The 25,364-nt window shown below is 45.7% G+C and carries 21 protein-coding genes; 9 read left to right on the top strand and 12 right to left on the bottom strand.

Going from position 1 to position 25,364, the window contains the following annotated elements:
* Positions 1-64 precede the first annotated feature (64 nt).
* The 5 genes from rlmF to AAA943_RS14105 form a co-directional block, all read right to left on the bottom strand.
* The gene (rlmF, locus tag AAA943_RS14125; protein ID WP_338224907.1) at positions 65-985 is read right to left on the bottom strand and encodes a 23S rRNA (adenine(1618)-N(6))-methyltransferase RlmF; all 921 of its coding nucleotides are present in this window, start codon (positions 983-985) and stop codon (positions 65-67) included.
* 8 nt (positions 986-993) lie between these two features.
* Entirely contained in the window at positions 994-1,344 is a 351-nt protein-coding gene (locus AAA943_RS14120; protein ID WP_111391512.1) for a helix-turn-helix domain-containing protein, read from the bottom strand.
* A 2-nt stretch (positions 1,345-1,346) separates the two neighbouring features.
* On the bottom strand, positions 1,347-1,640 hold the full coding sequence (locus tag AAA943_RS14115; RefSeq protein ID WP_338224920.1) for a type II toxin-antitoxin system HigB family toxin: 294 nt from the start codon (positions 1,638-1,640) through the stop codon (positions 1,347-1,349).
* A gap of 43 nt (positions 1,641-1,683) precedes the next feature.
* Positions 1,684-2,415, bottom strand: a complete 732-nt coding sequence (locus AAA943_RS14110) for an SIMPL domain-containing protein (RefSeq protein WP_338224906.1) — start codon at positions 2,413-2,415, stop codon at positions 1,684-1,686.
* Between the two features lie 107 nt (positions 2,416-2,522).
* Positions 2,523-3,992 carry a M14 family zinc carboxypeptidase gene (locus AAA943_RS14105; RefSeq protein WP_338224905.1) on the bottom strand — a complete coding sequence of 490 codons (1,470 nt, stop codon included), beginning with the start codon at positions 3,990-3,992 and terminating at the stop codon, positions 2,523-2,525.
* A gap of 90 nt (positions 3,993-4,082) precedes the next feature.
* On the opposite strand from AAA943_RS14105, the gene AAA943_RS14100 reads away from it, so the two are divergent.
* On the top strand, positions 4,083-5,093 hold the full coding sequence (locus tag AAA943_RS14100; protein WP_338224904.1) for a dipeptide epimerase: 1,011 nt from the start codon (positions 4,083-4,085) through the stop codon (positions 5,091-5,093).
* 128 nt (positions 5,094-5,221) lie between these two features.
* Here AAA943_RS14100 and AAA943_RS14095 read toward each other — a convergent pair whose 3' ends face one another.
* Positions 5,222-5,917 (bottom strand): response regulator transcription factor, encoded by a 696-nt coding sequence (locus tag AAA943_RS14095; RefSeq protein WP_338224903.1) that lies wholly within the window; start codon positions 5,915-5,917, stop codon positions 5,222-5,224.
* Positions 5,914-7,626, bottom strand: coding sequence for a sensor histidine kinase (locus AAA943_RS14090; protein ID WP_338224902.1), 1,713 nt, complete (start codon positions 7,624-7,626; stop codon positions 5,914-5,916). Before AAA943_RS14090 ends, AAA943_RS14095 begins: the two co-directional genes overlap by 4 nt.
* A 173-nt stretch (positions 7,627-7,799) precedes the next feature.
* On the opposite strand from AAA943_RS14090, the gene lysA reads away from it, so the two are divergent.
* The 5 genes from lysA (at position 7,800) to AAA943_RS14065 (ending at position 15,339) form a co-directional block, all read left to right on the top strand.
* On the top strand, positions 7,800-9,023 hold the full coding sequence (gene lysA, locus AAA943_RS14085; RefSeq protein ID WP_420915608.1) for a diaminopimelate decarboxylase: 1,224 nt from the start codon (positions 7,800-7,802) through the stop codon (positions 9,021-9,023).
* Positions 9,024-9,228: 205 nt separating this feature from the next.
* Positions 9,229-10,269, top strand: coding sequence for a PorP/SprF family type IX secretion system membrane protein (locus AAA943_RS14080; protein ID WP_338224901.1), 1,041 nt, complete (start codon positions 9,229-9,231; stop codon positions 10,267-10,269).
* Positions 10,270-10,629: 360 nt separating this feature from the next.
* Complete coding sequence (locus AAA943_RS14075; protein WP_338224900.1) at positions 10,630-12,714, top strand: T9SS type B sorting domain-containing protein; 2,085 nt, start codon at positions 10,630-10,632, stop codon at positions 12,712-12,714.
* A gap of 4 nt (positions 12,715-12,718) precedes the next feature.
* Positions 12,719-13,756, top strand: coding sequence for a PorP/SprF family type IX secretion system membrane protein (locus AAA943_RS14070; RefSeq protein WP_338224899.1), 1,038 nt, complete (start codon positions 12,719-12,721; stop codon positions 13,754-13,756).
* A gap of 53 nt (positions 13,757-13,809) precedes the next feature.
* Positions 13,810-15,339, top strand: coding sequence for a cryptochrome/photolyase family protein (locus AAA943_RS14065; protein ID WP_338224898.1), 1,530 nt, complete (start codon positions 13,810-13,812; stop codon positions 15,337-15,339).
* On the opposite strand, the gene AAA943_RS14060 is transcribed toward AAA943_RS14065, so the two are convergent.
* The 3 genes from AAA943_RS14060 to AAA943_RS14050 all read right to left on the bottom strand — a co-directional run bounded on the left by AAA943_RS14060 (position 15,312) and on the right by AAA943_RS14050 (position 18,543).
* On the bottom strand, positions 15,312-16,412 hold the full coding sequence (locus tag AAA943_RS14060) for a porin (protein ID WP_338224897.1): 1,101 nt from the start codon (positions 16,410-16,412) through the stop codon (positions 15,312-15,314). The genes AAA943_RS14065 and AAA943_RS14060 overlap by 28 nt on opposite strands.
* A gap of 4 nt (positions 16,413-16,416) precedes the next feature.
* A complete protein-coding gene (locus tag AAA943_RS14055; protein ID WP_338224896.1) occupies positions 16,417-17,337 on the bottom strand; it encodes a mechanosensitive ion channel family protein in 921 nt (306 codons plus the stop codon).
* A gap of 102 nt (positions 17,338-17,439) precedes the next feature.
* Complete coding sequence (locus AAA943_RS14050; RefSeq protein ID WP_338224895.1) at positions 17,440-18,543, bottom strand: TolB family protein; 1,104 nt, start codon at positions 18,541-18,543, stop codon at positions 17,440-17,442.
* Positions 18,544-18,616: 73 nt separating this feature from the next.
* Between AAA943_RS14050 and AAA943_RS14045 the strand changes: the two genes are divergently transcribed.
* Positions 18,617-19,858, top strand: a complete 1,242-nt coding sequence (locus AAA943_RS14045; protein WP_338224894.1) for a M28 family peptidase — start codon at positions 18,617-18,619, stop codon at positions 19,856-19,858.
* Between the two features lie 156 nt (positions 19,859-20,014).
* Here the strand turns inward: AAA943_RS14045 and AAA943_RS14040 are convergent, their stop codons facing one another.
* Positions 20,015-21,154, bottom strand: coding sequence for a Fic family protein (locus AAA943_RS14040; protein ID WP_338224893.1), 1,140 nt, complete (start codon positions 21,152-21,154; stop codon positions 20,015-20,017).
* Positions 21,155-21,241: 87 nt separating this feature from the next.
* Entirely contained in the window at positions 21,242-22,264 is a 1,023-nt protein-coding gene (locus AAA943_RS14035; protein ID WP_338224892.1) for a glycoside hydrolase family 43 protein, read from the bottom strand.
* Positions 22,265-22,435: 171 nt separating this feature from the next.
* On the opposite strand from AAA943_RS14035, the gene AAA943_RS14030 reads away from it, so the two are divergent.
* Positions 22,436-24,595, top strand: coding sequence for a TonB-dependent receptor (locus AAA943_RS14030; RefSeq protein WP_338224891.1), 2,160 nt, complete (start codon positions 22,436-22,438; stop codon positions 24,593-24,595).
* 11 nt (positions 24,596-24,606) lie between these two features.
* A complete protein-coding gene (locus tag AAA943_RS14025) occupies positions 24,607-25,245 on the top strand; it encodes a hypothetical protein (RefSeq protein WP_338224890.1) in 639 nt (212 codons plus the stop codon).
* Positions 25,246-25,364: the final 119 nt, after the last annotated feature.

Genomic DNA, 25,364 nt, shown 5'->3' with positions numbered 1-25,364 from the left:
ACCGATTACAAAAATTAAAGCAGGTCAAAATGATCTGCTTTTTTTATCTCCATCGATAACTCGCCTAGGCCTTTTGCTGCTTCAAACTTAAAAATGTCCAAGCCACAAATCGGCTTTTCTTGTTGCCTTGAGACATTTCGACTACTTTTTGCCCTTGAATCCCAACTTGCCCGAGCATTTTCAAAATAGCAGGTAGATTTTCTGATTTGGAGATCAGGGTAGTAAACCAACAGACCTGATTTTTGAATTGCACACTTTCTTGGATCATTTTTCGGACGAAGGCCAGTTCTCCACCCTCAGTCCAAAGTTCGGCGGCTTGTCCCCCAAAGTTCAATTCAGCCTTGGCAACCGGTTTTCCGGTCAGATTTCGGACTTTTCGCTGACTGCCTTCCTGAGCGGCTTTAGCCGATTCGTGAAAAGGAGGATTACAAAGCGTAAGGTCAAAGAACTCCCCGGGCTGAATGATTGTGGAAAAAATTTTGGAAGGATCAGGCTGAAGCCTAAGCTCAATTTTATCCTCAAGCTGAGGGTTCTTCGCCAAGATTTGTTTGGCGGATTCGATGGCTTTTGGATTCAATTCTGAGCCCACAAAACTCCAATCATAAATTGCATTCCCAAGAATAGGATAGATCAAATTAGCGCCTGTACCGATATCGAGAACTTTGAATTTGGTCCCTTTTGGGGTTTTCTCCGCATTACTTTGCGCCAGCAAATCAGCCAAATGATGAATGTAATCTGCTCGGCCGGGAATGGGCGGGCAAAGAAATCCATCGGGAATATCCCAAAAGCCCACTTGGTAAAAATGCTTCAAAAGCGCCCGATTCAGAGATTTGACAGCTTTTGGATTGGCAAAATCCAAAGTCAGGTTTCCATAATCATTGGTGAAAAGAAAGGCTTTGAGCTCAGGAAGGGTAGCCGAAAGGGCTTCGAGGTCGTAGCGTCCTTGGTGCAGATTGCGGGGATGAAGTTTGTTTTCAATTTTCACGATTACCCTCAATATTCCTGAACCAATACATCCGTGGGAATATTCAGATTGACATGAAGTTTCCGGATCATGTCCAAAGTAAGCTTACGCTTTCGGTTCAGAATTTCGCTTACTCGGCTTTTGTATCCGATCAAATCGGCCAAATCCTTGGGTTTCATCTGGAGCTGTTCCATTCTGAACTTGATGGCTTCGATAGGATCAGGGAGATCAATCGGGAAATGGTCTTTTTCATACTTGTCGATCAGAATCAACAGCAACTCCAATTCGTCACCTTCAGGTGTGCCTTTTTTGGAATCAAAGAGCTCCTCAGCCCGCTGAAGGGCAATTTTATATTCTTCCTCGGTATGAATCGGTTTCATGGTTAGATGATATTGGAGTTGAATATATCGTATTCAGCATGCGTTCCTATAAATCTTATCCAGCCAGTCTGATAGTCTAGGTTGAACTTGACGATCAACCGATAATGATTCCCTTTGATATTTAATACCACACGATTGTCCTTCAGAATACTGGCGGAGGGATAATCTACTTTAAGCTCATTGTAGGTGCTCCAACTTCCCAACTCGAATTCACGAAACCATGACTTGAGAGCCTGTTCCGAATCAGGATGTCGTTCCCAAAACTCTCGAAGGGTACTTTTGGCAATGATTCTTATTCTGGAAAAGAAAAGGTAAACAAAAAGTTCCCAAAACGGTAACTCAATCCACTTCAAACACCAACTTCATCGTGATCGATGCGGTTTTGTTTTTGGAAGAAGTGTTGAAAGCTCCTCCCCAAGAATAGTCTTCTCCTGAGTTTTGCCCGGTAATCTGGAATACACCCATATTGGCAGTGATCAGGTCGCCTAACTTGGCCTTGGAGTTTTCTGCAATCCGCTCGGCGCGGATTCTTCCGTCTTCGGTGGCTTTGGCAACCATTTCCAGCTTGAGCGATTCCAATTGGGTATAGTAGTACCGCGGAGATTGAGAATAGAAGGTGATCCCCTGATTGAGCAATTCGGTCACCTCCCGACTGATTTTTTCCACTTTTTCCACTTCTTTGGATTCGATGACCAAAGTCTGACTCAGTTGATAGCCTGTAAAGGTCTGACCCAAATAGCGTCCGTCGTTGGAATAATTCTGCTCGTAAAGGGGATTGGTGGAGACGGCATTGAATACGAGCTGATCTTCGGGAATTCCTTTGGATTTTAGGTATTGGGTGACGGCATTTCGGTCTTTTTCCAGACTGGAATAGGCCGACTGAAGGTCCCTGCTTTCCCGGGTGAAATTTCCCTCCCAAACAATCAAGTCTGATGTAAAATTCTGCTCACCCAATCCCGTGACATTGACCGTGCCTTGAGGACGGTTTCGATTGATCACAGCATTTCCCAACACAAAGGCGGCTATAACTATGGCGATGGCAAAGACGATGGCGGAGGTGTTGTTTTTCATTTTTCCTAGATTTTGCTGTGATCAATATACTGAAATTTGACAAGGATATAAATGCAAAAAACCCGCCTAATCGACGGGTTTTTAGGGTCTTTTACCAGAATTAACACTTATAAAATCCTGTTCTTGAAAAGCTGTGATTTGGGGCTTTCCAAGTCAATTAAATATCCGTTGATCACTGCGTATCTAAGCTTCCCTTCTTTTCCCAAAAAGAAATTGGGGGCAGAACCTGTTGTCCAGCCTCCAGAAAGTTTGTCAGTAGATTTCATCACTTGGATCGGTAAGCCGTGAAGTTCTCGAGGCGCACCGTTGTTGACCTTTACAGCCATAAATCCCTGCCGAAGCAGTTCAAGGGCTTTTTCTTCTGAAAGATCGTTTATCGACCCAAAGGCAGTAGGGTATACTTTCCCTTCTACATACTCCAATCCCGTCGCGTCTATCTCCTCAAAACCAAAATACACCTGCATGTCTCCCAAGTCATCAATGGATCCAGAAACGAAATAGGAGCCATTGGCCTCAGACTCTCTTCTTCTGATCACCAAGTCTATCGGGTATTTTTTGCCATTTGCCTCCACAAGCATCTCATTGATCTTCAGGTCTACCAACTGAAGCCCATTGTCAGGAATGGAAAAATATTGCTCCGTCGTGTATTGCTCGTAGCCTCTTGTGGCAATTTGGTGCAGCGCATTCAGAATAATGACAAAGTTGATTTTGCGGATGACCTGCTTCTCCGGGTCATCGGGATAGCCCCCGGACTCAATGAGAATGGTGCTGGTCCCCCATTTTTGAATATTGTCCCCAAAGGCTCTCGGTTCGAAGGCATCATCGTATTTGCCCACTCCTCCGGGAATCATCTGCTGAAGCAGTTCGTTCATGCCCGCAATGGTCTTCATTGCTCTTTCCCTTACCTCATTGATTTCGGTTTCGTAATTGTAGGCTGGTGCCAAAAGCGAAATGGTGGCTTGCTTCGGCGTATTGACCACATTGTAATAAATCTGCTGGTCATGAAGATTAAATCCGAATTCGGGTTCGAAATTATCCCTAGCCGACTTCAAAATCACGGCTTCAGGCGAAATCTGAGAAATGGCATCCCGGTTGAGATCAATGTCGAGTGAGTTTCTACGCTTAAACGCGTCAGCTCCATCCGGATTGATCATGGGGATAAACTTCAGGTTTAATTCCGATTTCAAAAGAGTTCTCAAATCATCATATCCGTCATTTTTCCCTTCGAGGAAATTAAAAAGATCGAAAAGGGCCATCGTAGCCGTGCTTTCATTGCCGTGCATTTGGGACCAAAGCATCACTTTGGTTTTTCCTTCTCCCCATTTCATAGAATAGATACTTTTACCTTCGATAGATTCTCCCAATTGCTCCACTTGGAATGCTCCCGAGTGCTTTTGGATCAAAGGCTGAAGATCGGCATGCTTAAATCGCCGATGGGTGATCGCAGGCTCTTTGTATTGGTCAAAAGCGGCCTCCATTTTCTCCAAGGCGATTTTCTCATAAGCAACTTGAGAAAATGCAGCTGCTGAGGTCAATAGGAAAAGGAGGGTAGACAAAAGATGGAATTGGTTCTTCATAATTGGGCATTTTTCTTTCTTCTCGGATTAAAACTAGGCATTCGGGAGAAATAAATTGGTTTATTTTTGCCCAAACTCAAAAATCCTCCCATGAAGCTTAGCTACCAAGTTTTTGACCTTCCTTTGAAACATACCTTTACCATCGCCCACCAAAGCCGGGATGTGCAGGACACTTTGATTGTCAAACTGGAAGGAGAAGGCCTCTACGGATTGGGTGAATCTACCACCAATCCCTTCTACGGGATGACCATTGAAAATATGAGTGCCTGCTTGGAAGAAGCAAGACCTCTGGTAGAGGGTGGAAAATGGACAACACCCGAAGAGCTTTGGGCGCTGGGTAAAGCGGTTTTTGAGGAGAATCCCTTCGCCCAATGCGCACTGGATCTGGCAGCATGGGATTGGTTTGCTAAAAAGCAGGGGAAAAAACTGTATGAATACCTCCGCCTTGATCCTAAAAATATCCCCTTGACCAATTTCACTATCGGCATAGATACCGTGGAAAAAATGGTCGCCAAAATGAAGGAAGTGGATTGGCCGATTTACAAGATCAAGCTAGGTACAGATCGAGATTTGGAGATCGTAAAAGAACTTCGAAAGCATACAAATGCGGTTTTTCGCATCGATGCCAACTGTGCCTGGACTGCGGATCAAGCCATTCGCTATTCGGAAGAATTGGCCCGACTCGGCGTGGAATTTATGGAGCAGCCACTAGGCAAAGATGATCTGGAAGGAATGAAAGAAGTCTTCAAACACTCCAAACTACCGGTGATGGCTGACGAAAGCTGCATCGTGGAGAGTGATGTCAAAAAATGCCATGGGCTATTCCATGCCATCAATGTAAAACTGGTCAAAGCAGGTGGTATCACGCCGGGATTGCGAATGATCCATGAGGCTAAATCACTCGGCATGAAAACGATGGTAGGCTGTATGACAGAATCCTCCGTCGGAATCACCGCCATTGCCCACATTGCCCCGCTTCTGGACTATGTGGATATGGATGGGGCGATGCTCCTGGCCAAAGACCCGGCAAGAGGCGTGGGGATTACTCCCGAAAAAGTGACCTTTCCAGCTGGTCCCGGGATTGGGGCGGAGTTGGTTTGAGGCTATTTTGGATTTGGGATATCGGATTTCGGCAGGATTTATCTCTGCCTAAAAAACCCTAAAGCCCCGAATTGATTCAATTCAGGGCTTTTTTCTTGATACTAACGACTAGATTCTAGATACTCCAATCATCCTTCTCCCACAATCAGCTTAAATCCCTCTCCATGCACGGTGATGATCTGAACTTTGGGATCGTCTTTAAGGATTTTTCGGATTTTGCTCAGATACACATCCATTGAGCGTGCATTGAAATAGCTGTCATCACCCCAGATTTGCTTCAGCGCATGACTTCTGTTGACCAGCTTATTGATCTCTGAGGCAAGCAGACGAATCAGCTCATTTTCCTTGGAAGTGAGTTTGTGTTTTCCCTCCGGTCCTTCTATGTACTGCTCGTCGTAGTGCAGGACAAAGTCCCCGAAAGTATAGGTCTTCAGAGGAGTCACCTCGGTGGATTTCTGGGTTCTGCGAAGGATAGCTGTGATCCTCAGGAGTAATTCCTCCATGCTGAACGGCTTGGTAAGGTAATCATCCGCACCGATTTTGAGTCCCTCGATGATGTCGTCTTTTTGGTTTTTGGCTGTAAGGAAAAGGATTGGAAGGTCTTCCTGCACTTTTTTGATTTCTTTGGCTAGGGTAAACCCGTCCTTTTTGGGCATCATGATGTCCAAAAGGCAGAGATCGTATTTATCCTTTTTGAATTTATTCCATCCTTCTTCCCCATCTCGGCAGAGGATGGTATCGTACCCTTTCATCTGAAGATACTCTTGAAGAATATCACCCAGATTAGGATCATCTTCGACTACTAATAGCTTGGCTTTGCTCATTGTCTTTTGGGTAGGTTTATCGTGAATGTACTTCCTTTACCGAGTTCGGATTGTACAAAAATCCCGCCGTGGTGAGCTTCCAGCATGGTCTTGACATAGGATAATCCCAAGCCAAAGCCTTTCACGTCGTGTACATTTCCGGTAGGAACCCGATAAAACTTATCAAAAATCTTTCTTTGGGCTTCTTTATTCATACCGATTCCGTTGTCCTGGATCTTGACCAGAATCTGATCTCCGTCCTCTTGAGCTTCTACATGTATCCGGGGAGTCTCGCTTGAATACTTATTTGCATTGTCCAGAAGATTATTGAAAATATGGGTAAGGTGAAACGCATCTCCTTCCAGTATGGGATCCCTTAGCTTATCCTGCAGCTCGATCTTTCCCCCCTTTTTTTCTACCTGCAGGCTGATGTGTTCGATCGTACTCTCCAGCAGTTCAGAAAGATTTATCGGTTCGATCTTGAGTTTGAAGTCTCCTTTTTCCAAGGCAGCCGCTTGAAGGACTTTTTCTACTTGGGAAACCAATCTTTTGTTTTCATCCTTAATAATCCCCAGATATCGGCTTCGGAAGGTATCCTGATTGGAGAGTTCCGGGTCCTGAAGTGCCTCTACGGCAAGACTTACTGTGGCCAGAGGAGTTTTAAACTCATGGGTCATGTTGTTGATAAAATCATTTTTGGTGTCTGAAAGGGCTTTTTGCCTCAAAATGACTTGAATGGCATAGACAAAACACCAGATGATGACCAAAATAAAGACGACCGAACTGGAAATCGGGAGCCAAACCTGACGGATTACGTGCGTATTTTTCTCCGGAAAGTAAATGTGAAGGTAATTGTCCCGCCCCAGAATATCATTTGGAAAAAGCTTAGCCTGGACACCAGACTGAAGTACTACTTTGGGGTCATTTACTTTTCCGATAGGAATCAGATTCCCTTTGTCTCCGGTCAAGCCCAATTCAAATTCTTCTCCGATTCCTTTTATCGACAATTGATTTTTGAGGAGCTTTCTAACCTCTGCCGTATCCAAGCGATCTAAAATCGCCTGCTGTCCCTCTGCCAACTCCGCATAAGCTTTATTGAGAAGATCAATTTTCAAGTTGGTCCTTTTTATTTTGTCCAGTACATCCTCAGCAATATTAACCTCTGCCATGACTTCCGGAACTTGTGTAAAAGTCTGACTCCTTGAGTAAAAGACAGGCTGATTATTCAAAAAGGCGAGCTGTCTTTCTTTTTCCTCCAGCAAAACCTGCATCTCATCCGGAGTGAATATCGTGGAAGCAATTTCTGGAGTCATATAAGTGAAAAAATTCTCCAATTCTGACAAGAGAGTGATATCCAATCCCCGGGTCATGAGAATTCTCCGGAAGGTAGGACTGACCTGCGGCATAGCTCCTGCGAGCATAGTGTCCACCACCGAAGGCCGGGAGTAATTGGGGGTAGTGCGGATTTGTTGGAGATCGATGGGATCAATTTTTTTAAAAAGTGACTCCTGAAGTGCAGAATCCCGAATCAGCTGACTGAGGATGACTCCGCTGGCTTCTCCCTTTTCCAACTCCTCGATAGTACCGGAAAGCGCCTGAACCACATTTTGGTCAAATCGCTCCTGATTGATCCGGATGGCATTTCTCACCCAGTAATATTGGAAGCCCATCAGACCGAAGCTGGCCATGGACATCAATACAATGATCAGGGTGATACTGCGTTTAGACATGGTACAAATTTAGTCCTTATGGCTCCGGGCTTTAATTGGTTAACATGTTTTAACGCAAGGATAAAAGTTGAAATGGTAAAAGGACTTTTCAAAACGAGGAAGGAGATTGGACTTGGGTTCCGTTTTCAGCTTCTAATGGGTACCTTTGTGCCTTCTTTGTGAAATTTATTCCCATGCAAAACCCACAACAAATCCAGGGAGTCTCTCTTGAATCCATAGCGCACGAATTTGGAACTCCGGTGTATGTCTATGACGGTGAAAAGATCGTAGAACAGATCGAAACTTTACAGAAGGCATTCAGCAGTGTGCCCTTCAAGATCAAGTATGCCACGAAAGCCCTTTCCAACCTATCGGTCTTAAAGCTGATCAAAAATGCAGGAGCTGGGATAGATGCGGTCTCTATCGAGGAAGTCAAGCTGGGTATGATGGCAGGATTTGAGGCTCCTGAGATCATGTACACCCCGAGTGGAGTGCCTTTTGAAGAAATCCGTGAAGCGGTGGATTTGGGAGTGATAGTCAACTTGGACAGTATCCCATTGATCAGGGAATTCGGCAAAACCTATGGAGGAAGTGTACCTGCGTGTATCCGGATCAATCCGCATATCCTCGCTGGAGGCAATCACAAAATCTCCGTTGGCCATGTGGAAAGTAAATTTGGGATATCTATCGATTTGTTGCCAGAGATCGTTGAGGCTGTTAATGAATATGGGTTGAAAATCTGGGGACTCCATGTCCACACCGGCTCAGACATTTACGATGCAGAAGTCTTTTTAAAAGGGGGCAATGTCCTTTTTGAAGCGGCTATGCAGTTTCCTGAGCTAAAATTTCTGGATTTCGGTGGGGGATTCAAAGTAGCATACAAGGAAGGAGATCCGTCCACAGATGTGATGGAAGTAGGAAGGATCGTGACTAAGGCATTTGAGGCGTTCTGCAGGAAATATGGTCGTTCCTTAGAGCTTTGGATTGAGCCGGGCAAGTTTTTGGTTAGCGCAGCAGGTTTACTTTTGGTCAAAACGGCCGTAGTGAAAAGCTCTACGACGATCACTTTTGCCGGAGTAGATTCCGGGCTGAATCACCTCATTCGCCCCATGATGTATGAGGCCTATCATGATATCTATAACCTCAGCAATCCGGAAGGGAAGCTGGAAAAATACAACATCGTAGGCTACATCTGCGAGACAGATACCCTGGCCGCTCATCGGCAATTGCCTGAAATCAGGCCCAATGATCTGCTTGTGATCAAAAATGCAGGAGCTTATGGATACAGCATGGCCTCCAATTACAACAGCCGACTCAGACCTGCAGAGGTATTGGTATGGCAAGGAAAGGCACACCTCATCCGAAAGCGAGAGGAGTTTGAGGATCTGACCAGAAATCAGGTCCTGATAGAAATTTAAAACTCAAGGAGCCCAAGTGGCTCCTTTGGTATAATTATTGAACCGGGTATGATATCCCCGGTTACAACTCGATGTTCAGTGACGACAATCGACCGGGAATGATTGCTCACCCAATCCTAAGCCCTAGTTGTTCATTCCATTTAAGTGGAAAGAATCTGATCATTTGAATGTATTGATATTAACTTTGCCCTTGAGGGCTAGAGCTATGGTGAGGAAAATTATCGGAAGTATTGCTATGTGTGTTTCGCTATTGTTGGCGGGATATTCCTATGGGCAAGACGTCCAATATTCCCAATTCTATGCCGCCCCTCTTTATCTAAATCCTGCCTTGACCGGGGCAAGTGAATTGACCCGGGTAGGTGTCAACTATCGGAATCAATGGCCCGGGCTGGACCATAGTTTTAATTCCTACTCAGCCTATATCGATCATTACATTTTCGACTATAACAGTGGCATAGGGCTCATTTTCAACGGAAATCAGGAAACACTCGCCAATCTCTCCACCAATGAAATCGGTTTGAGCTATTCCTACAGACTACGATTGAGCGAAAGTTTATTTTTCCGAATCGGTGCTCAGGTGAGTTACATGCAGCGGGATGCATTTTTCTCAGACTTGGTGTTTGGTTCCATGATCGATATTGTAAACGGAACTGTGGGTGGAATCACTGACGAACTCAACGGGGTACCTCTAGACAGCAGGTATTCCTTCTTTGATTATGCCGTTGGGGGGATGTTTTACAATGATAAATTCTGGCTGGGAGGCTCAGCACATCACTTGACTGAGCCAAATATCTCCTTTGTAGAGGATCAGACCAGTGTACTACCGATGAAAGTTTCCCTTCAAGGAGGATACAGAGTCGATTTGGCTCCGGGTGGGAGGGATTACTTCACCCACATCGGGCAAGAGAGAAGTATTTCTTTTGCCTTCAACTACAAGCAGCAAGATCCATTCAATCAACTGGACCTAGGAACCCAACTCTTTTTGGAACCCCTTGTCCTAGGAATTTGGTACAGGGGCCTTCCCACCAAAAATAATTTGCCCAACAACGAAGCCATTATTGGACTTATTGGCCTATCTCTTCCCACTGGATTGGATATCGGCTACTCCTATGATGTCACCGTTTCCAAATTGGGACAGAAAAACAGCGGAGGAGCTCATGAAGTCTCTCTTCGGTATACTTTTCTTTGGGGGGATCCCAAATCCAGAAACCAGAGAGCTAGGGTAATTCCTTGCTTTAGATACTGATATCCAGAATTAATTTACTTGGATAAAAAAAATTCGATTTTTTTTTCAAAGCCTGAAATTCAGGCTTTTTTTATTTCATATAATCAAAAAAGCAGGTTCAAAACAGTTTTTTATTTTATAAGACAATTTCAAGAAAAATTTCATTTTTCTAAGTCGAAAATTCCAGACTTGCAGTCGCTTAGACTGTTGCATATAAAAATTTTTTCCCTCTATTTAACCAAAACTGTATGATTTATAGAATATCATTTTGCAGTATATGATTTGCAAAAAATATTATTCTAAAATATAAAATACACAAAATAGATATTATACAGCAAAAATAAAGAGTGAAAAAAAGCGAATAAACCACTGATAAATTCAATGTTTCAGGGAAAAAGAATAGGGGTATTGAGAATTGGGATGATGTCCATGTTGGCATTTATTCCCTTTTATTCCTTTTCCCAATTTGCATTCAATATTCCGGACAGGTCCAGTCAGCGAATCCATAGCTATGCCGATATGGGGGTAGAAGTAAGCGGAATATTGGCGCTCTGCTCCCACTCCGAAAAGGGGAGCATCAACTTGTCGGTATATGGAGGAAGAGCTCCATATTCATTCAAGTGGAATACCAACGAAACGACCCAAAACCGTACCAATCTCAATGCAGGAACCTACACTGTTTGGATCACGGATTCTGACGGAAAAACCATTGAAAAAAGCATTGTCATTCAACCACCTTTCCCGCTGATCTTAAATCCCGTCGAAAAAAAGGATGCTTCCTGCGGATCAGGAAAGGATGGATATGCCAAAATCAGCGTAAAAATCGGCCGGAATGATTATGAGGAAGACAGCCCTCCCTACGAGGTCACTTGGAGCAATGGCTTAAAAAATGTTTGGGAGGCATCCAATCTCGCTCCGGGAGTCTACACAGTGACGGTAGGGGATAAGTACTTTTGCGAAACGAGTATTTCCTTTGAAATAAAAGCTGCCTCCGAAGGTCTTACCTTGACAGAATCTATCCAAAACATTGGCTGCAGCACTGATCAAAATGGAAAAATCAACCTGAACGTAAGCGGAGGACAAGGCCCATACACCTACAAGTGGAGCCATGGTCCCACTTCATCAAGTCTGGAAAACCTTGCTGCAGGAACTTACCAAGTCCAAGTGCAAGACAGCAAAGGGTGTACGGTACAAGCTTCCTATTTGATCTTGGCACCTGCCCCACTTCTCCTTGGGGAAACAGTCTCCGAGCCTTCTTGTGCTGGAAATGCAGACGGCACTATCCAACTAAAACCAACAGGTGGCAAAGCTCCCTATTCCTTCAGTTGGAATACGGGCTCCAATGCATCCCAAATTTCCGGTTTGGCTTCAGGGGTCTACACAGTGACCGTAACCGATGCCTCCGGCTGCCAAGCCCAAAAACAGTTCAACCTTTCGAATTCCTCAGGACTTCAAGTGGAAGTATTGGAGAATAAACCCGTCACCTGCTCGGGAAATCCTGATGGATCTGTCCTCTTGGGAATTAAAGGAGCTTTGGGAAATCCCTCCATCATCTGGTCCGATGGCAAAGCAGGAGGTGAAAAAAGAACAGACCTAGCACCGGGCACTTATTCTGTTGAAATAACAGATGAGTCAGGTTGTGTAGTGGCTGTCAATTTTTCCATCGAGCAGAATCAAGGCCTGAAGGCAAAAATAGAAACTGCCCTTGAGGTAGATTGTGCAAAGGGAGAAATATCAGGATTGGCTTGGGTGACAATAGAAGGGGGAGTAGAACCCTATCAGGTCACTTGGGCATCCTCCGAAAGTTCCCGTGAAATCTCCTTCAGGGAATCCGGAAAACTCAAGGTAGACATAGTGGATGCCCTTGGCTGTAGGACTACAGCAGAAACTCTTGTAGAAATCCCCAATGGCTCAACTTTGGATTCAAGGATTCACTTTGGATATAGAAAACTGACCATCACCAGCGAACCGGAAGTATTGGTCAAAGAGGAAATCCTCTTCGAAAGTGAAATTGCGGCTGAAATCCTTTCCTGGACCTGGGAATTTGGAGACGGAAGCTCCTCTACTGAAAAAGACCCTATTCACATTTTCCAAAAAGAAGGAACCTACGAGGTCACCTTGACCGGATATGATGTTTACGGATGCTCCGCAGTAGAAACCAACACCATTCAGGTCAATGCTCCAGAAAAAATGGTCGTCATTCCCAACGCGTTTTCACCCAACGGGGATGGATTGAATGATACCTTTTTACCCAAGCTAAAAGGAGTTACATCATTTACCCTTGAAGTATTCAACACTTGGGGTGAAAAACTCTTTGTCACCGAATCCCTTGAAACAGCCGGATGGGATGGCACCTATAGAGGACAGCAGGTACCACCAGGCAATTACCTCTACCGAATCACCTACACCCTTACCTCCAGCGGAATCACCCATACCCGCTCAGGAGGAATCACCCTAATCAGATAAGTTTATGAAAAAAACTTTTACCCTGATCGCACTCCTACTCTCCCTTGGTCTCATCACTTCCTCGATGCAGGCTCAGGATATCCAGTACTCCCAGTTTTATGCCAATCCCCTCTACCTCAACCCCGCCATGACCGGGGCCTCGGAGGGTACCAGTTTTGGGGTGAACTACAGAAATCAATGGCCGGGGCTGGACCAAAGCTTTGTCTCTTATTCTGCTCATGTAGACCATTATTTCTTCAGTGCAAATAGTGGCGTAGGACTGATTTTCAATCGCTCCCAACAAAGCATGGCTAACCTCAGCGTTTCCGAAATGGGCCTCACTTATGCCTATAGAGCAAGACTTGGGTTCCGTTCTTTTCTGAGAGTAGGTGGACAGGTAAGCTTCATGGACCGGGATGCCTATTTCGGCAATTTGGTTTTTGGAAGCCAAATCGACGACCAGACAGGAGCCATCGGTGACTTTTCAGGTGAAAATCTTGGTGAAGATTTCCGGCACCAATTTGCCGATTACAGTGTAGGACTCATGTTTAACAACGACAATCTTTGGTTTGGATTCTCTGCCCATCACATTACCCAGCCCAACATATCATTTATCGACAATGAACTAAGTCAACTTCCCGTGAAGTTTTCCGCCCATGGAGGATATAAAATCGATCTATCAGGTGGAGCTTCCAGAAACTTCCTGAACAACACCACCGGAAACAGAGAATTGACATTTGCCTTCAACTACAAGAACCAAGGACCTTTTCAGCAAATGGACTTGGGTACACAGGTAAATCTTCAGCCATTAGTTTTAGGTGTTTGGTATCGGGGGATTCCGGTTTCCAAAGCAAACCAAACTACTCATGAGTCCATCATTGCTTTGGTGGGAATCTCCGTTTCCTCAGGTCTGAGCATGGGATACAGCCATGACTTTACCCTTTCCTCTTTGGGAAATGCCAACACAGGTGGAGCCCATGAGGTCAGCCTCCGATACAGCTTTTTGGCTGCTTCAGGAAAAGGTGCAGGAAGAAAATCCTCCATGCCCTGTTTCAAATATTGACCACGAAAACAATCCAATTAAAAAAGGGCTTATTTCAGTAAAGCCCTTTTTTTATGTCCAAAACGCTTCGATTGATTCTTGGAGATCAGCTCAACTCCAAGCATTCCTGGTTTTCCAAGACCGACTCCTCCGTCACTTACTTGATGATGGAAGTCAAGCAAGAGACCGACTACGTCCGGCACCATATCCAAAAAGTGGTCGCTTTCTTTTTGGCCATGAGAACCTTTGCCGATCAACTCAAAAAAGACGGGCATCGAGTCCTGTACTTCAAGTTGGACGATCCTGAAAATCAACAGTGTTTTGAAAAGCAACTATCTCTTTTGGTAAAAAAAGAGAACTTTACCCGGTTCGAATACCAGTTCCCGGATGAATACAGACTGGATCAGCAGCTGAAGAAGTTGGGGGGAAACCTATCCTTAGAAACTCAGGCGGCGGATTCTGAGCATTTTTTGACCTCGAGGGAATTCTTGAAGGACTTTTTTAAAGGGAAAAAAACCTACCTCATGGAGACCTTCTACAGGGAAATGAGAAAGCAATACGAAATCCTGATGGACGGTAAGGAGCCCCTTACCGGTCAATGGAATTATGATCAGGACAACAGACAGGCATTAAAAGACAAAAAGCTACTCCAAAAGCCCCTCCTTCATCCCAAAAATGTTCAGGAAATCGTCCAAATGATAGAATCAGCCGGGGTAAAAACGATCGGTAATCTTGATCCGCAAAATTTCCCATGGCCCGTGTCCAGAGCTGAAAGCCTGGAACTCCTGGATCACTTTTGTGAGCAGCTATTACCGAATTTCGGAGCCTATCAGGATGCCTTGACTACTTGGGATCCTTACCTCTTCCACTCCCGATTGAGTTTTTCCTTGAACTCAAAAATGCTTTCTCCTCTTGAAGTAGTCCGAAAAGTGGAGGACTATTGGCATGCTCACCAAAATCAAATCGCTATTGCTCAAGTAGAAGGTTTTATCCGACAGATCATCGGCTGGAGAGAATACATGCGGGGGATCTATTGGACCAAAATGCCTGAGTTTGCAGCCATGAATTTTTTTGGACACGAGCGAAAGCTACCCGAATGGTTTTGGACCGGAAAGACCAAAATGAATTGCCTGAAAGAGTCAATCGGGCAATCCCTGAACTTGGCTTATGCCCACCATATCCAGCGATTGATGGTCACCGGAAATTTCTCGCTGCTCGCAGGAATCCATCCGGATGAGGTCGACCAATGGTACTTGGGAATCTACATTGATGCCATCGAATGGGTAGAAATCACCAATACCCGCGGGATGAGTCAGTTTGCCGATGGAGGAATCGTAGGAACCAAACCTTACGTCTCTTCGGCCAATTACATCAAAAAGCAGGGGAACTATTGCGATCAGTGTGCCTATGACTCCAAGGAAAAAGTGGGAGACAAAGCCTGCCCTTTCAACTCGCTTTATTGGCACTTTTATTCACGAAATCGATCGCTTTTGGAAAAAAATCCAAGAATAGGAATGATGTACCGTACCTGGGATAAGATGGGAAACAAACAGGAAATTCTGGATAAGGCAGAAGATTATCTTTCTCGTCTAGACGAGCTCTGACCCCAAAAAAGCGAGAATGTACCCATTATAAACAGGTTTTCAGTTTTGGGATCGGGAATTTTTTGATAAAAAGGATGGGGAGAATCCAAATATCGAGCTTCCAGTCTCACCAATCCCCAATTGCGGATATTCCGATCCACATTCAGCGAAAGCCCTCCAGCCTGCAGGCCTGTATCGTAAAAAGAGAAAGCGATTCCCTGCAAAGGGTCGTGGAAGTATTCTCCCCGGATAGCTGCCCGAAGCTTTTCCGAAAAGCTGAATTGAGCAATGAAAGAAGCCCCCCACCAGGATTGATTGGATGAAAATTCATTCACCCGATTGCCTACATCCAGCCCGGCAATAAGCTTCCAATTTTCTCTCGGAGCGAATACCCCATACATATTGCTAAAAAAAATCATAGTACCGGCTTCAATGCCTGCATCTGTACCCAGGAAAGTACTCCAATTCAGCGTGAGAGTGGCTAGGGGAGTGTAGGTAATCTGAGTGCCAAAAGAGGGTTTATTGACCCCTTCAATAGGCTTGATCCTCTGCCAGCCATTAAGGTAGAGCAACGCAAAAAACCACTGCTCATTCGCCTGCCATCCCAGTTTGAAACCCGTCTCAAAGTAGGGGCTGTTTTCTGCAATCAAAGATCTGGAGGGAGTCAGATGGTCTTTGGAAATCGCACTCTCAAAGCCGATATGGGAGGGCAAAACCCCTGCCTCCAGCCAAAGGGTTTGATCGGGATTGAGTGCAAATCCCAAATTGGCCTGATGAATCCATCGCAGTGCTTCGGGTTCGTTGGCATAATTATCCCTACTGTAAGTTCCTTGCTGAATTCCTAGATTAGCCCGAAATCGACCGGATCGGAAAGCAACATTGAGCAAAGCCAAGTTTACCGCAGGGGTATTATGGCGCGCATGATTATATAAAAATGGAAGTCGCTTTAGCGTCGTCGGCTCATTGAAATCATACCCGTAGTATAGATTGAGAAATCCTGAAAAATTGAAAAGGGGATCCGGAGTGGAAAAGTCCTGAGAAAAAGCCATCCCAGGTATTCCCAGTAAAGCCAAGATAATTACCCACTGCCTCATCCCGCTAGCAAGAAGAAGACTGATCCAAGGAAACCCGAACTCTTGGCAGGCTATCGGGATAGTTTTTTTGAAGAAACTCAATCATTTTCTCCCTCACGTACACGCGCAAATCCCAGGCAGTTGGGGAGTTTTTGGCCGAAACCAAAATCCGGCTTTCCACCGTTCTTTCTCTGGCTTCTGTCACTTGGAGGACCTTCACCTTTTTATCCCAAAGCGGAGATGATTCCAAAATCCGGTCCAGTTCTTTTCGCATCTCTTCAAAAGATACTGTGTAATCCGTGTGAATAAAAACACTGCCGATGATATCCGCTGAGGTTCGGGTCCAGTTTTGAAAAGGTTTTTCCAAAAAATACGTCGTGGGTAGTACCAATCGCCGCTGATCCCAAAGCCGAACCACCACATACGTCAGATTGATCTCTTCAATCCAGCCCCATTCTCCTTCCACGACGACCGCATCGTCCAAGCGAAACGGCTGAGCAAAAGCAATCTGAATCCCGGCAATCAGCGTTCCTATGGCTTTTTGGGCGGAAAACCCGATGATGATTCCAGCCAATCCCGCCGAAGCAAACAACCCCACTCCGATCTGTCTGATCGATTCAAAAGAGATCAAAATCAAGCCTAGCCCAAAAAGCAAAATTACAAAGTTGGCCACCTTCTGGAGGATATTCACCTGGGTATAGACCTTTCTAGCCTTGAGGTTATCTTCCTGATTGATGTCGTAACTTTTCAAAAACTCACGCTTAGCAATCCCAGTCCCTACAAGCAGTGTCCATACCACACCGACAATAATCAGAATCGTATTGACAGGGGATAAATACTGGAAAAAACCGCTCCAAGCTTGAGACTCCTCATGTAAATAAAACTTCGCCAAAAGGAGAATGATGGTAGTCAAAAGGGGTAAAATCAGTCGATTATTGATCTTCATGGACGGAAAAAGTTGGTGAACGAAGGCAGAAGATAAAAAAGGATATGCCCTGAACCAAAAAAACCGCCCAAAGGCGGTTTTTGAAATTCGCTCAGCTTGGGTTTAATCCCCGATCCACTCCGCCACAAACAGGTTGGTATCCCGGGTTCCTCCATTGTTTCGGTTGGAGGCAAAAACCAGGTATTTCCCATCATTGGAGAACACAGGAAAGGCATCGAAAGTCCCGTCGTGTGTGATTCTGGTCAAGCCGGTGCCGTCTAGGTTGATCATAAACAGGTTGAAAGGAAAGCCTCTTTCTGTCTGATGGTTGGAAGCGAAAATCAGCTTTTCGCCGGAAGGATGGAAAAACGGAGCCCAGTTGGCTTTGCCCAGGCTGGTGATTTTCCGGATATCTGTGCCATCAGCATTGGCTACATAAAGCTCCATATCTGTCGGCTTCACCAAACCTTCCTTGAGCAAATCCTGGTATTCTTTGATTTCCTCTGGTGTCTGAGGTCTAGAGGCTCTCCATACGAGTTTGCTTCCGTCAGGGGAGAAAAACGCTCCACCGTCATAGCCCAAATCCGAGGTGATTTGCTTGATGTCGGTTCCATCGATATTCATCGTAAAAAGCTCCAAATCTCCTGTCCGCATTGAAGTAAAGACAATTCGGTCCCCTTTGGGAGAAACTGTCGCCTCTGCGTCATATCCTGGTTCTGAGGTTAATTGAGAAAGAATATTTCCCTGCAAATCTGAAGTGAAAATGTCAAAAGAATCATAGATCGGCCACACATATTTGCCATCCGCTCTTCGCTCAGGTACCGGAGGACAAGCCGGGTCCACCAAATGGGTGGATGCATAGACGATCGTCTGATCTCCCGGAAGGAAATAAGAACAAGTCGTCCTTCCCAAGCCGGTACTGACTCGCTGAGGTTGATTGTTTTTTAAGTCATCCTCCCGCCAGTTAAGGTAAAACATCTGATCGCATTCATTTCCCCATCCGGCAAAATCCGACTGAAAAACCAACAAAGAATCATTGAATGACCAATACGCTTCAGCATTGTTGCCACCGAAGGTGAGCTGCTTGATATTTTTGAGGTAGTTCATTTCCTCAGGGTGGAGAAGCAAGTAATCTGTGGCAGAGCGGACCTCAGATTCTGTGACCGTTTCGGTTTTTGGTGAACAAGCCACAGTAAGAAAGGCAAGGGAAAAGAGGAAGTTCTTCATATTTTGCTTGGGGAGTAAAAGATGTAAACCCTGAAGATACCAATTATTATCTTTGGGTTAAATCCACAAAAACATGAAGAACTTTCTTTCCAAATTCAGCTACATCTTTGCCGCATCCCTTGGATTAGCGTCCTGTGAGGGTCCTCCAACTGATGAAACGTTGAAAACGAGCCTTCAAGAGGATATTGTCTATCTGGCTGCCGATGACCTGGGGGGAAGAGCGATTGGTACAGAGGGAGAGCAAAAAGCGGCTGAGTATTTGGCTCAGGAGTTTAAAAAAGTTGGCTTGCAAGCCAAGGGAACGGAAGGGTTTTTCCAATCTTTCACTGTCTCCAAACCCAGCAACCCTCACGAGGAAGCGGTAATCGGCACAGACGGAGAAGGAATCACCGGGCGCAATGTGATTGGATTTTTGGACAAAAAAGCAGACAAAACCATTGTGATCGGTGCGCACTTTGACCACTTGGGAATGGGCGGTCAGGGTTCTATGCACCGCGGAGATTCCGCAATTCACAATGGGGCGGATGACAATGCTTCCGGAACGGCTGCATTGATAGGCTTGGCCCAGATTTTAAAGCATGAGCAATTGAATAGCAATGTGCTGTTCATCGCCTTTTCCGGTGAGGAAAACGGCCTTTGGGGGTCCAATTATTTTGTCAAAAACCCTACCATCGACCTATCCACCGTCAATTACATGATCAATATGGATATGGTGGGCCGACTAAAAGAAGATAATTCTTTAGCCATCAATGGGGTTGGCACTAGTCCGAGCTTTGTCCCAGTACTCGATCAGATCAATGCGGATAGCCTCAAACTGGTAACCTCCGAATCCGGTGTAGGTCCTTCTGACCACACCTCTTTTTACCTGCAGGATTTGCCGGTATTGCACTTCTTCACCGGTCAACATGAAGACTATCACAAGCCCAGTGATGATTCGGACAAGATCAATTATGAAGGATTGGTGAAGGTAGTCCGCTACATTTCCCGCCTCGTCACTTCCCTTGATGCTGAGCCCAAATTGGCTTTCACCAAGACCAAAGATTCCAGCGATTCTCCGCGATTTACGGTGTCCATGGGCGTCGTGCCGGATTATATGTTTGATGGAAAAGGCATGCGTATCGATGGGGTATCTGAAGGCAAGCCTGCTCAAATGGCCGGAATCCAAAAAGGTGATGTGGTCGTACAGCTCGGAGACTCCACCGTATACGACATGATGAGCTACATGCGTGCCTTGAGTGCTTTCCAAAAAGGAGACTCTACCCAAGTGGTGATCGAACGGTCCGGACAGAAAGTGGAAGCGGTGGTGAAGTTTTGATTTGAAAGTCAAAAAACTCCATCGTTTCAAAGAATAGAAAATGCCTCTGGGAACTCTCAGAGGCGTTTTTATTTTCAATGAAAATTTTGTCTTGCCTTTATTTTACTTTTTTATATAAAGGTAAAACAGCAAAAATCTTATTTTACTTTCGCTCAATCAGTGCTCAAAAGCTTTCAAATAGTCTACAAAGACAAAAACTCGATTTCTAGCCTGTCCGGTCTGCTCTTCCAAGATTCCTTTTTCCCGAAACAAAACAACCAAGTCATTGGCCGCTTTGAAGCTCAAACCGGTAATCTGAGCTGCTTTCTCTACTGTAATGGTCGGTTCTTGGAATAGACCATGAAGGAGTTTTTTCCCCATAGCACTGCGCCTCCCAAAACCTTCCTCAATCTGAACTTCCAGACGTTTCTTCAAATCGAGAACTGAAGACAAGGTCGAAGCACCGATGCTTGCCGTTTCTTCAATTCCCTCGAGAAAATAGCAAACCCATTCTTCGAGGGTATTCTTGCTTCGGACAGCAGAAAGCTGATCATAGTACAGGCTGCGGTTTTTCTCAAAAAACATAGAAAGGTAGAGCAGTGGTTGGTCCAAAATTCCCTCACTGACCAAGTACAGCGTGATCAACAATCGTCCTACCCGACCGTTTCCATCGAGGAAAGGGTGGATGGTCTCAAACTGATAATGAGCCAAGGCAATCCGAATCAGGCTGGGAACATAGATTTCTTGGTTGTGGAGAAACTGCTCCAAATCACTCATCAGATCGGGAACCAACTCGTGGCTGGGCGGTACAAATACCGCAGTGGGGAGCGAATTTCCACCTATCCAGTTTTGGCTTTGCCGAAATGAACCCGGCTGCTTGTTTTCGCCCCGCACACCCTGCATAAGCAGCTGATGTGTATTGCGAAGGAGTCGGGAGGAAAGTGGCAGCGTATGCAACTCCGAAATCGCTGAATTAAGCGCCTGGATATAGTTATTCACCTCCTGCCAATCATCCCTTCTCTCAGGGTCAATGCTTTCTATTGGCAGCAAAGCCTCCTCGATTCGGGTTTGTGTTCCTTCGATTTTACTGGAAATAACGGCCTCTTTGGCCACATGGAGCTGAATGAACAGATCGATATTGGGCACCATTCGGGCAAATGAGTTCAACTCACCCAACCTGATGGAGGCTCGCTCCAAAAGACGGTTGATCTTGGGACTGGTCCATATCCATTCCTGATTGACCTTTTCGGGGACAAAATACCGATACTGATATCCGGAAATGTAACGGCCAGAAACAAAATCTTCGATTCGCATCATGAACCGAAGATACTTATTTTACTTTAATGACAAAGGATAAAATAAGATTTCTCTTATTTTACTTTTTGAATGCTAGAAATTATGAATCTAGTTAATCGGATTCGCCTCCACACCCTCAAAAGTCATCTTAATCGGCTTGATCGTCCCGTCTTCGTTAAATTCCATTACATCGATGCAAGTCACCCGATGATCTCTTCCTTCATTGGGAATCGGACGGCGGTGGTAAACCATGTACCACTCGTCAGTTCCGGGTTTTTGGATGACGGAATTGTGTCCTGCACCTGTGGCAACTTCGGGATCGGCTTCCAAGATCGTTCCGATTCTCCGATAAGGACCGGTCGGCTTTTCAGCCATGGCATAGGCGACTTTATAGGAATCATTGGTCCAGCCACCTTCAGACCACATGAGGTAGTATGTGCCCTTTCGGAGAAACATAAAAGGGCCCTCCACATAGCCTTCGGGAGTGATTTCGTGGAAAAGCTCTCCGTCTTCCCAAGGTTCGAAGCCAGTAAAATCTGCAGTAAGTTTGCCGATGTTGCAGTGGCTCCAGCCTCCGTAGAAAAAGTAATGGGTGCCGTCAGTATCTTTAAATACAAACTGATCGATTGGCTGAGCGCCGTGGTGGAAGTCAGAAAGAAGTGGTTTTCCTAGCAAATCCTTGAATGGTCCAGCTGGCAAATCTGCCACTGCTACGCCGATTCCGCCAAAATGATTGATGTCATTGTTGGGATCGTAGCCCGGACGCTCAGGAGTGAGCGGGTCATTCGCTGCAAAAAAGAGGTAGTATTTCCCGTCCTTTTCGATCGCAGCAGGAGCCCACATCGCCTGACGAGCCCAGGTGATGGCGGAATTATCCAGGATTCGTTCGTGTTTTTCCCAAGTCACCAAGTCTTTGGAAGAAAAGGCATCAAAGTGCAGCTGATCCTCAAATGCCGCCGAAAAGGTCGGATAAATCCAGTATTCATCTCCAAACACAATCCCTTCCGGATCGGCATACCAGCCTTCAAAAATGGGATTACCTGAAAGCTTGGGTCCCTCTTTGGTTTCGGTTTGAGGTGACGAGCAGGAAATAGCTAGCGAAAGGAAAAGAATAGAGAATCTTAATTGCATATGAATTGGTTTTATATCCAGAGATCCGTGAAAATCTGAAGGAAATATAAAAATTGAAAATTCATTGGTTGCCGGCTTCCAACATTTCAGTCGCGGATTTTGACACTTCAGTCAGGTTCAATTTTCCAAGTGATCGAGAGCCTCCATTTTTGGATCAAAGCTGAACCAAAAATGAATCCCAAACTTCTTCTTTTCTTTCTTCTTTTTCTCCTGCAGACCACAGGCAATGCACAGGTTCTCCTATCGGGCAGGGTATTGGATGAAAAAAACAGACCTCTTCCGGGAGTGAATGTCTACATCAAAGGGAGCTTTGACGGATCAAGCACCGATACTGAAGGAAAATTTTCATTTACCACTTCGGAAAAGGGAACTCAGCTAATTGTGTTCAGCATGATGGGGTTTTCGAGTCAGGAGCAAGTCATTACTTTGGGGGAAAAAGAAGTAAGCCTTCCGGATGTCTTTTTGGGTGAAGAATTCAACCAGCTGAATGCCGTGACCATTTCAGCAGGAGCTATAGAAGCTTCTGACGAAAAGAAATCGGTAATCCTTCGGCCCTTGGATATAGTCACTACACCTTCAGCCATGGGCGATATCGTGGGGGCTTTTCAGACTTTGCCGGGAACTTCCACCGTTGGCAATGACGGCCGCCTCTTCGTCCGCGGAGGAGACGCAAGCGAAGTCGGCATCTACATCGACGGCATGCGGGTGGGCAATGCTTATGGAACTACCGCCGGAAATGTTCCGACCCGCACCCGATTCAACCCCAACCTATTCAAAGGCACCTTCTTTTCCACCGGAGGCTACTCTGCTGAATATGGACAGGCACTTTCCTCTGCTTTGGCTTTGAACACCAAGGATTTGGCGATCCGGAGCCAGGGTGACCTCTCGGTCATGTCGGTGGGAGGAGGCTATTCACACACACTCGCCAATGAGAAGCGAAGCCTGACGGTCAGCGGAAACATTTTTGATCTCAAGCCTTACCAAAATCTGGTCAAGCAGGACTTTGACTGGGAACGAGCTCCCTACGGAGTAGATCTGGAGGTGGCTGCCCAGCAAAAAACAGCCAAAGGAGGCCTTTGGAAAATATTGGCCCGTACTGAAAAAGGAGGAATGGAACTCTGGCAGGCCCAACCCGGGATAGAGGGCAGAGGCGTTTTGATCGATCTGACCAATACCTACTCCTATGCGCAAACCAACTGGAGAAAAGCCTACCAAAGCGGCTGGTCTCTCTTCGCCGGACTCTCTTATTCTCACAATACCGATCTGATCAATCTGGACGGAGTCAATTTGAAAAGAACCAACCAGCTAACCCATGGCAAATTCAGTGCAGTGTATGATTTCACGGAAAAAATCTCAGCCAACAACGGCGTCGAGTACTTCAGAAATGACTACCAAGAGGCTCTTGTTTTGGAAGGATTCAAAAGAAACTTCGGAGAAAATCAGCTGTACCTCTACTCCGAATGGGATCTTTACTTGAGTCAAAATCTGGTTTTCCGAGGCGGTTTTCGGGCCGGAACCTCTACTTTGGCTGACCAAAACTGGCTGGATCCCAGAGCTTCCTTGGCCTATAAAATTTCGGAAAATGGGACCCTTTCCCTTGCCACAGGAAGATTCCAACAAATGCCGCCAGAAAACTTTCGCGTACTGAATCCAGCCTTGCAAAACACGGTTTCCGAGCACTTGATTTTGAACTATCTCTACCAAAAAGAAGGAAGAACTTTCCGGGCCGAAGCTTTTCACAAAAGCTACGACAAGCTGATTCGATTTGAGGGAATTCCCCAAAATCCCCAGAATCTGAGAAATGAAGGAGAAGGTTTTGCCCGGGGATTTGATGTGTTTTTCCGGGATCGGGAAACCCTCAAAAACACCGATTACTGGGTCACGTACAGCTTTGTGGACAGCAAAAGGAGTTTTAATCAATTCACAACCCAAGTGCAGCCGGACTTTGCTCCAAGACATAATCTAAGCGTAGTCGTGAAGCACTTTGTGGTTCCGATGAAGTCACAGCTGGGGCTCTCCTGGTCTTTCAATGACGGGCTGACCTATACTGACCCTAACCTCCCGGGAGAGATGAACTCCAAAACCGGGACTTTCCAAAACCTCAGCCTGAGTTGGAGCTATTTGCCCCGACCCAACCTGATCATTCACGGCGCGGTGACCAACGTGCTCGGACATGAAAACATCTTCGGGTATTCCTTTGCCCAAAATCCAAACGAACAGGGCCAGTTTGAATCCCTTCCTATCGGGCAGGGAGCACCCCGCTTCCTCTTTTTGGGCATTTTCTTTACCATTTCCAAAGACAAAAACGCAAATCAATTAAACAACCTCTAATTCTAACAACCATGAAAACTGTACTCACACTTTTGCTCTCCTATCTTCTCGTCTCTCCAGCTTTGGCTCAAAACTCCTATGAGAATGCCATGAAAGAGCAAATCCAAGCCATGCAGCAGATCCGGACTTTGGAAGAGTCACAAGCCGTATCGAATGCATTTCTCCGCATCGCTGAGGTAAAAAATGAAGAATGGCTTCCCTTCTACTACGCGGCCTATGTGCAGACCAATGCGGCATTCCGATTTGAGGTGAATAAAGACCAATACCTCGATCAGGCCATGGAATTGGCCAAAAAAGCAGGGGGGCTCTCTCCAAACAACTCTGAAATCACGGCTCTGGAAGGCTTTATCCTCATGGGAAAGGTCTCCGTGGATCCTGCCAATCGGGGACAGTCCCTAAGCCCTCAAGTCATGCAGCTGTACGGAAAAGCCATCGCCCAAAACAGAGAAAATCCACGGGCTACTACGCTGATGGCCCAAATGGAATTGGGAATGGCTCAGTTTTTTGGCTCAGGCCCGGAGAAAGCCTGCGGGCTTGCACGGGTAGGTCTTGAGCTATTTGAAAAAGAGGCCTCCAAAATTGATGACAACTACCTGATGCCGACTTGGGGCAAAACCCAAGCCGAGCAAGTGGCTTCTCAATGCCAATAAGCATCACAAAAAGAAAACTAAACCAACTTTAACCTTCGCCGGGAATTCCTTCCGGTGGAGGTTATATTACCGAAACGTGTGCTGAGCCCGTAGATGCATCCCAAATTAATTCCCTTTTT

Source organism: Algoriphagus confluentis (genome assembly GCF_036245625.1).
GTDB classification, from domain to species: Bacteria; Bacteroidota; Bacteroidia; order Cytophagales; family Cyclobacteriaceae; genus Algoriphagus; species Algoriphagus confluentis.
This window is presented reverse-complemented; position numbering and strand designations above follow the sequence as displayed.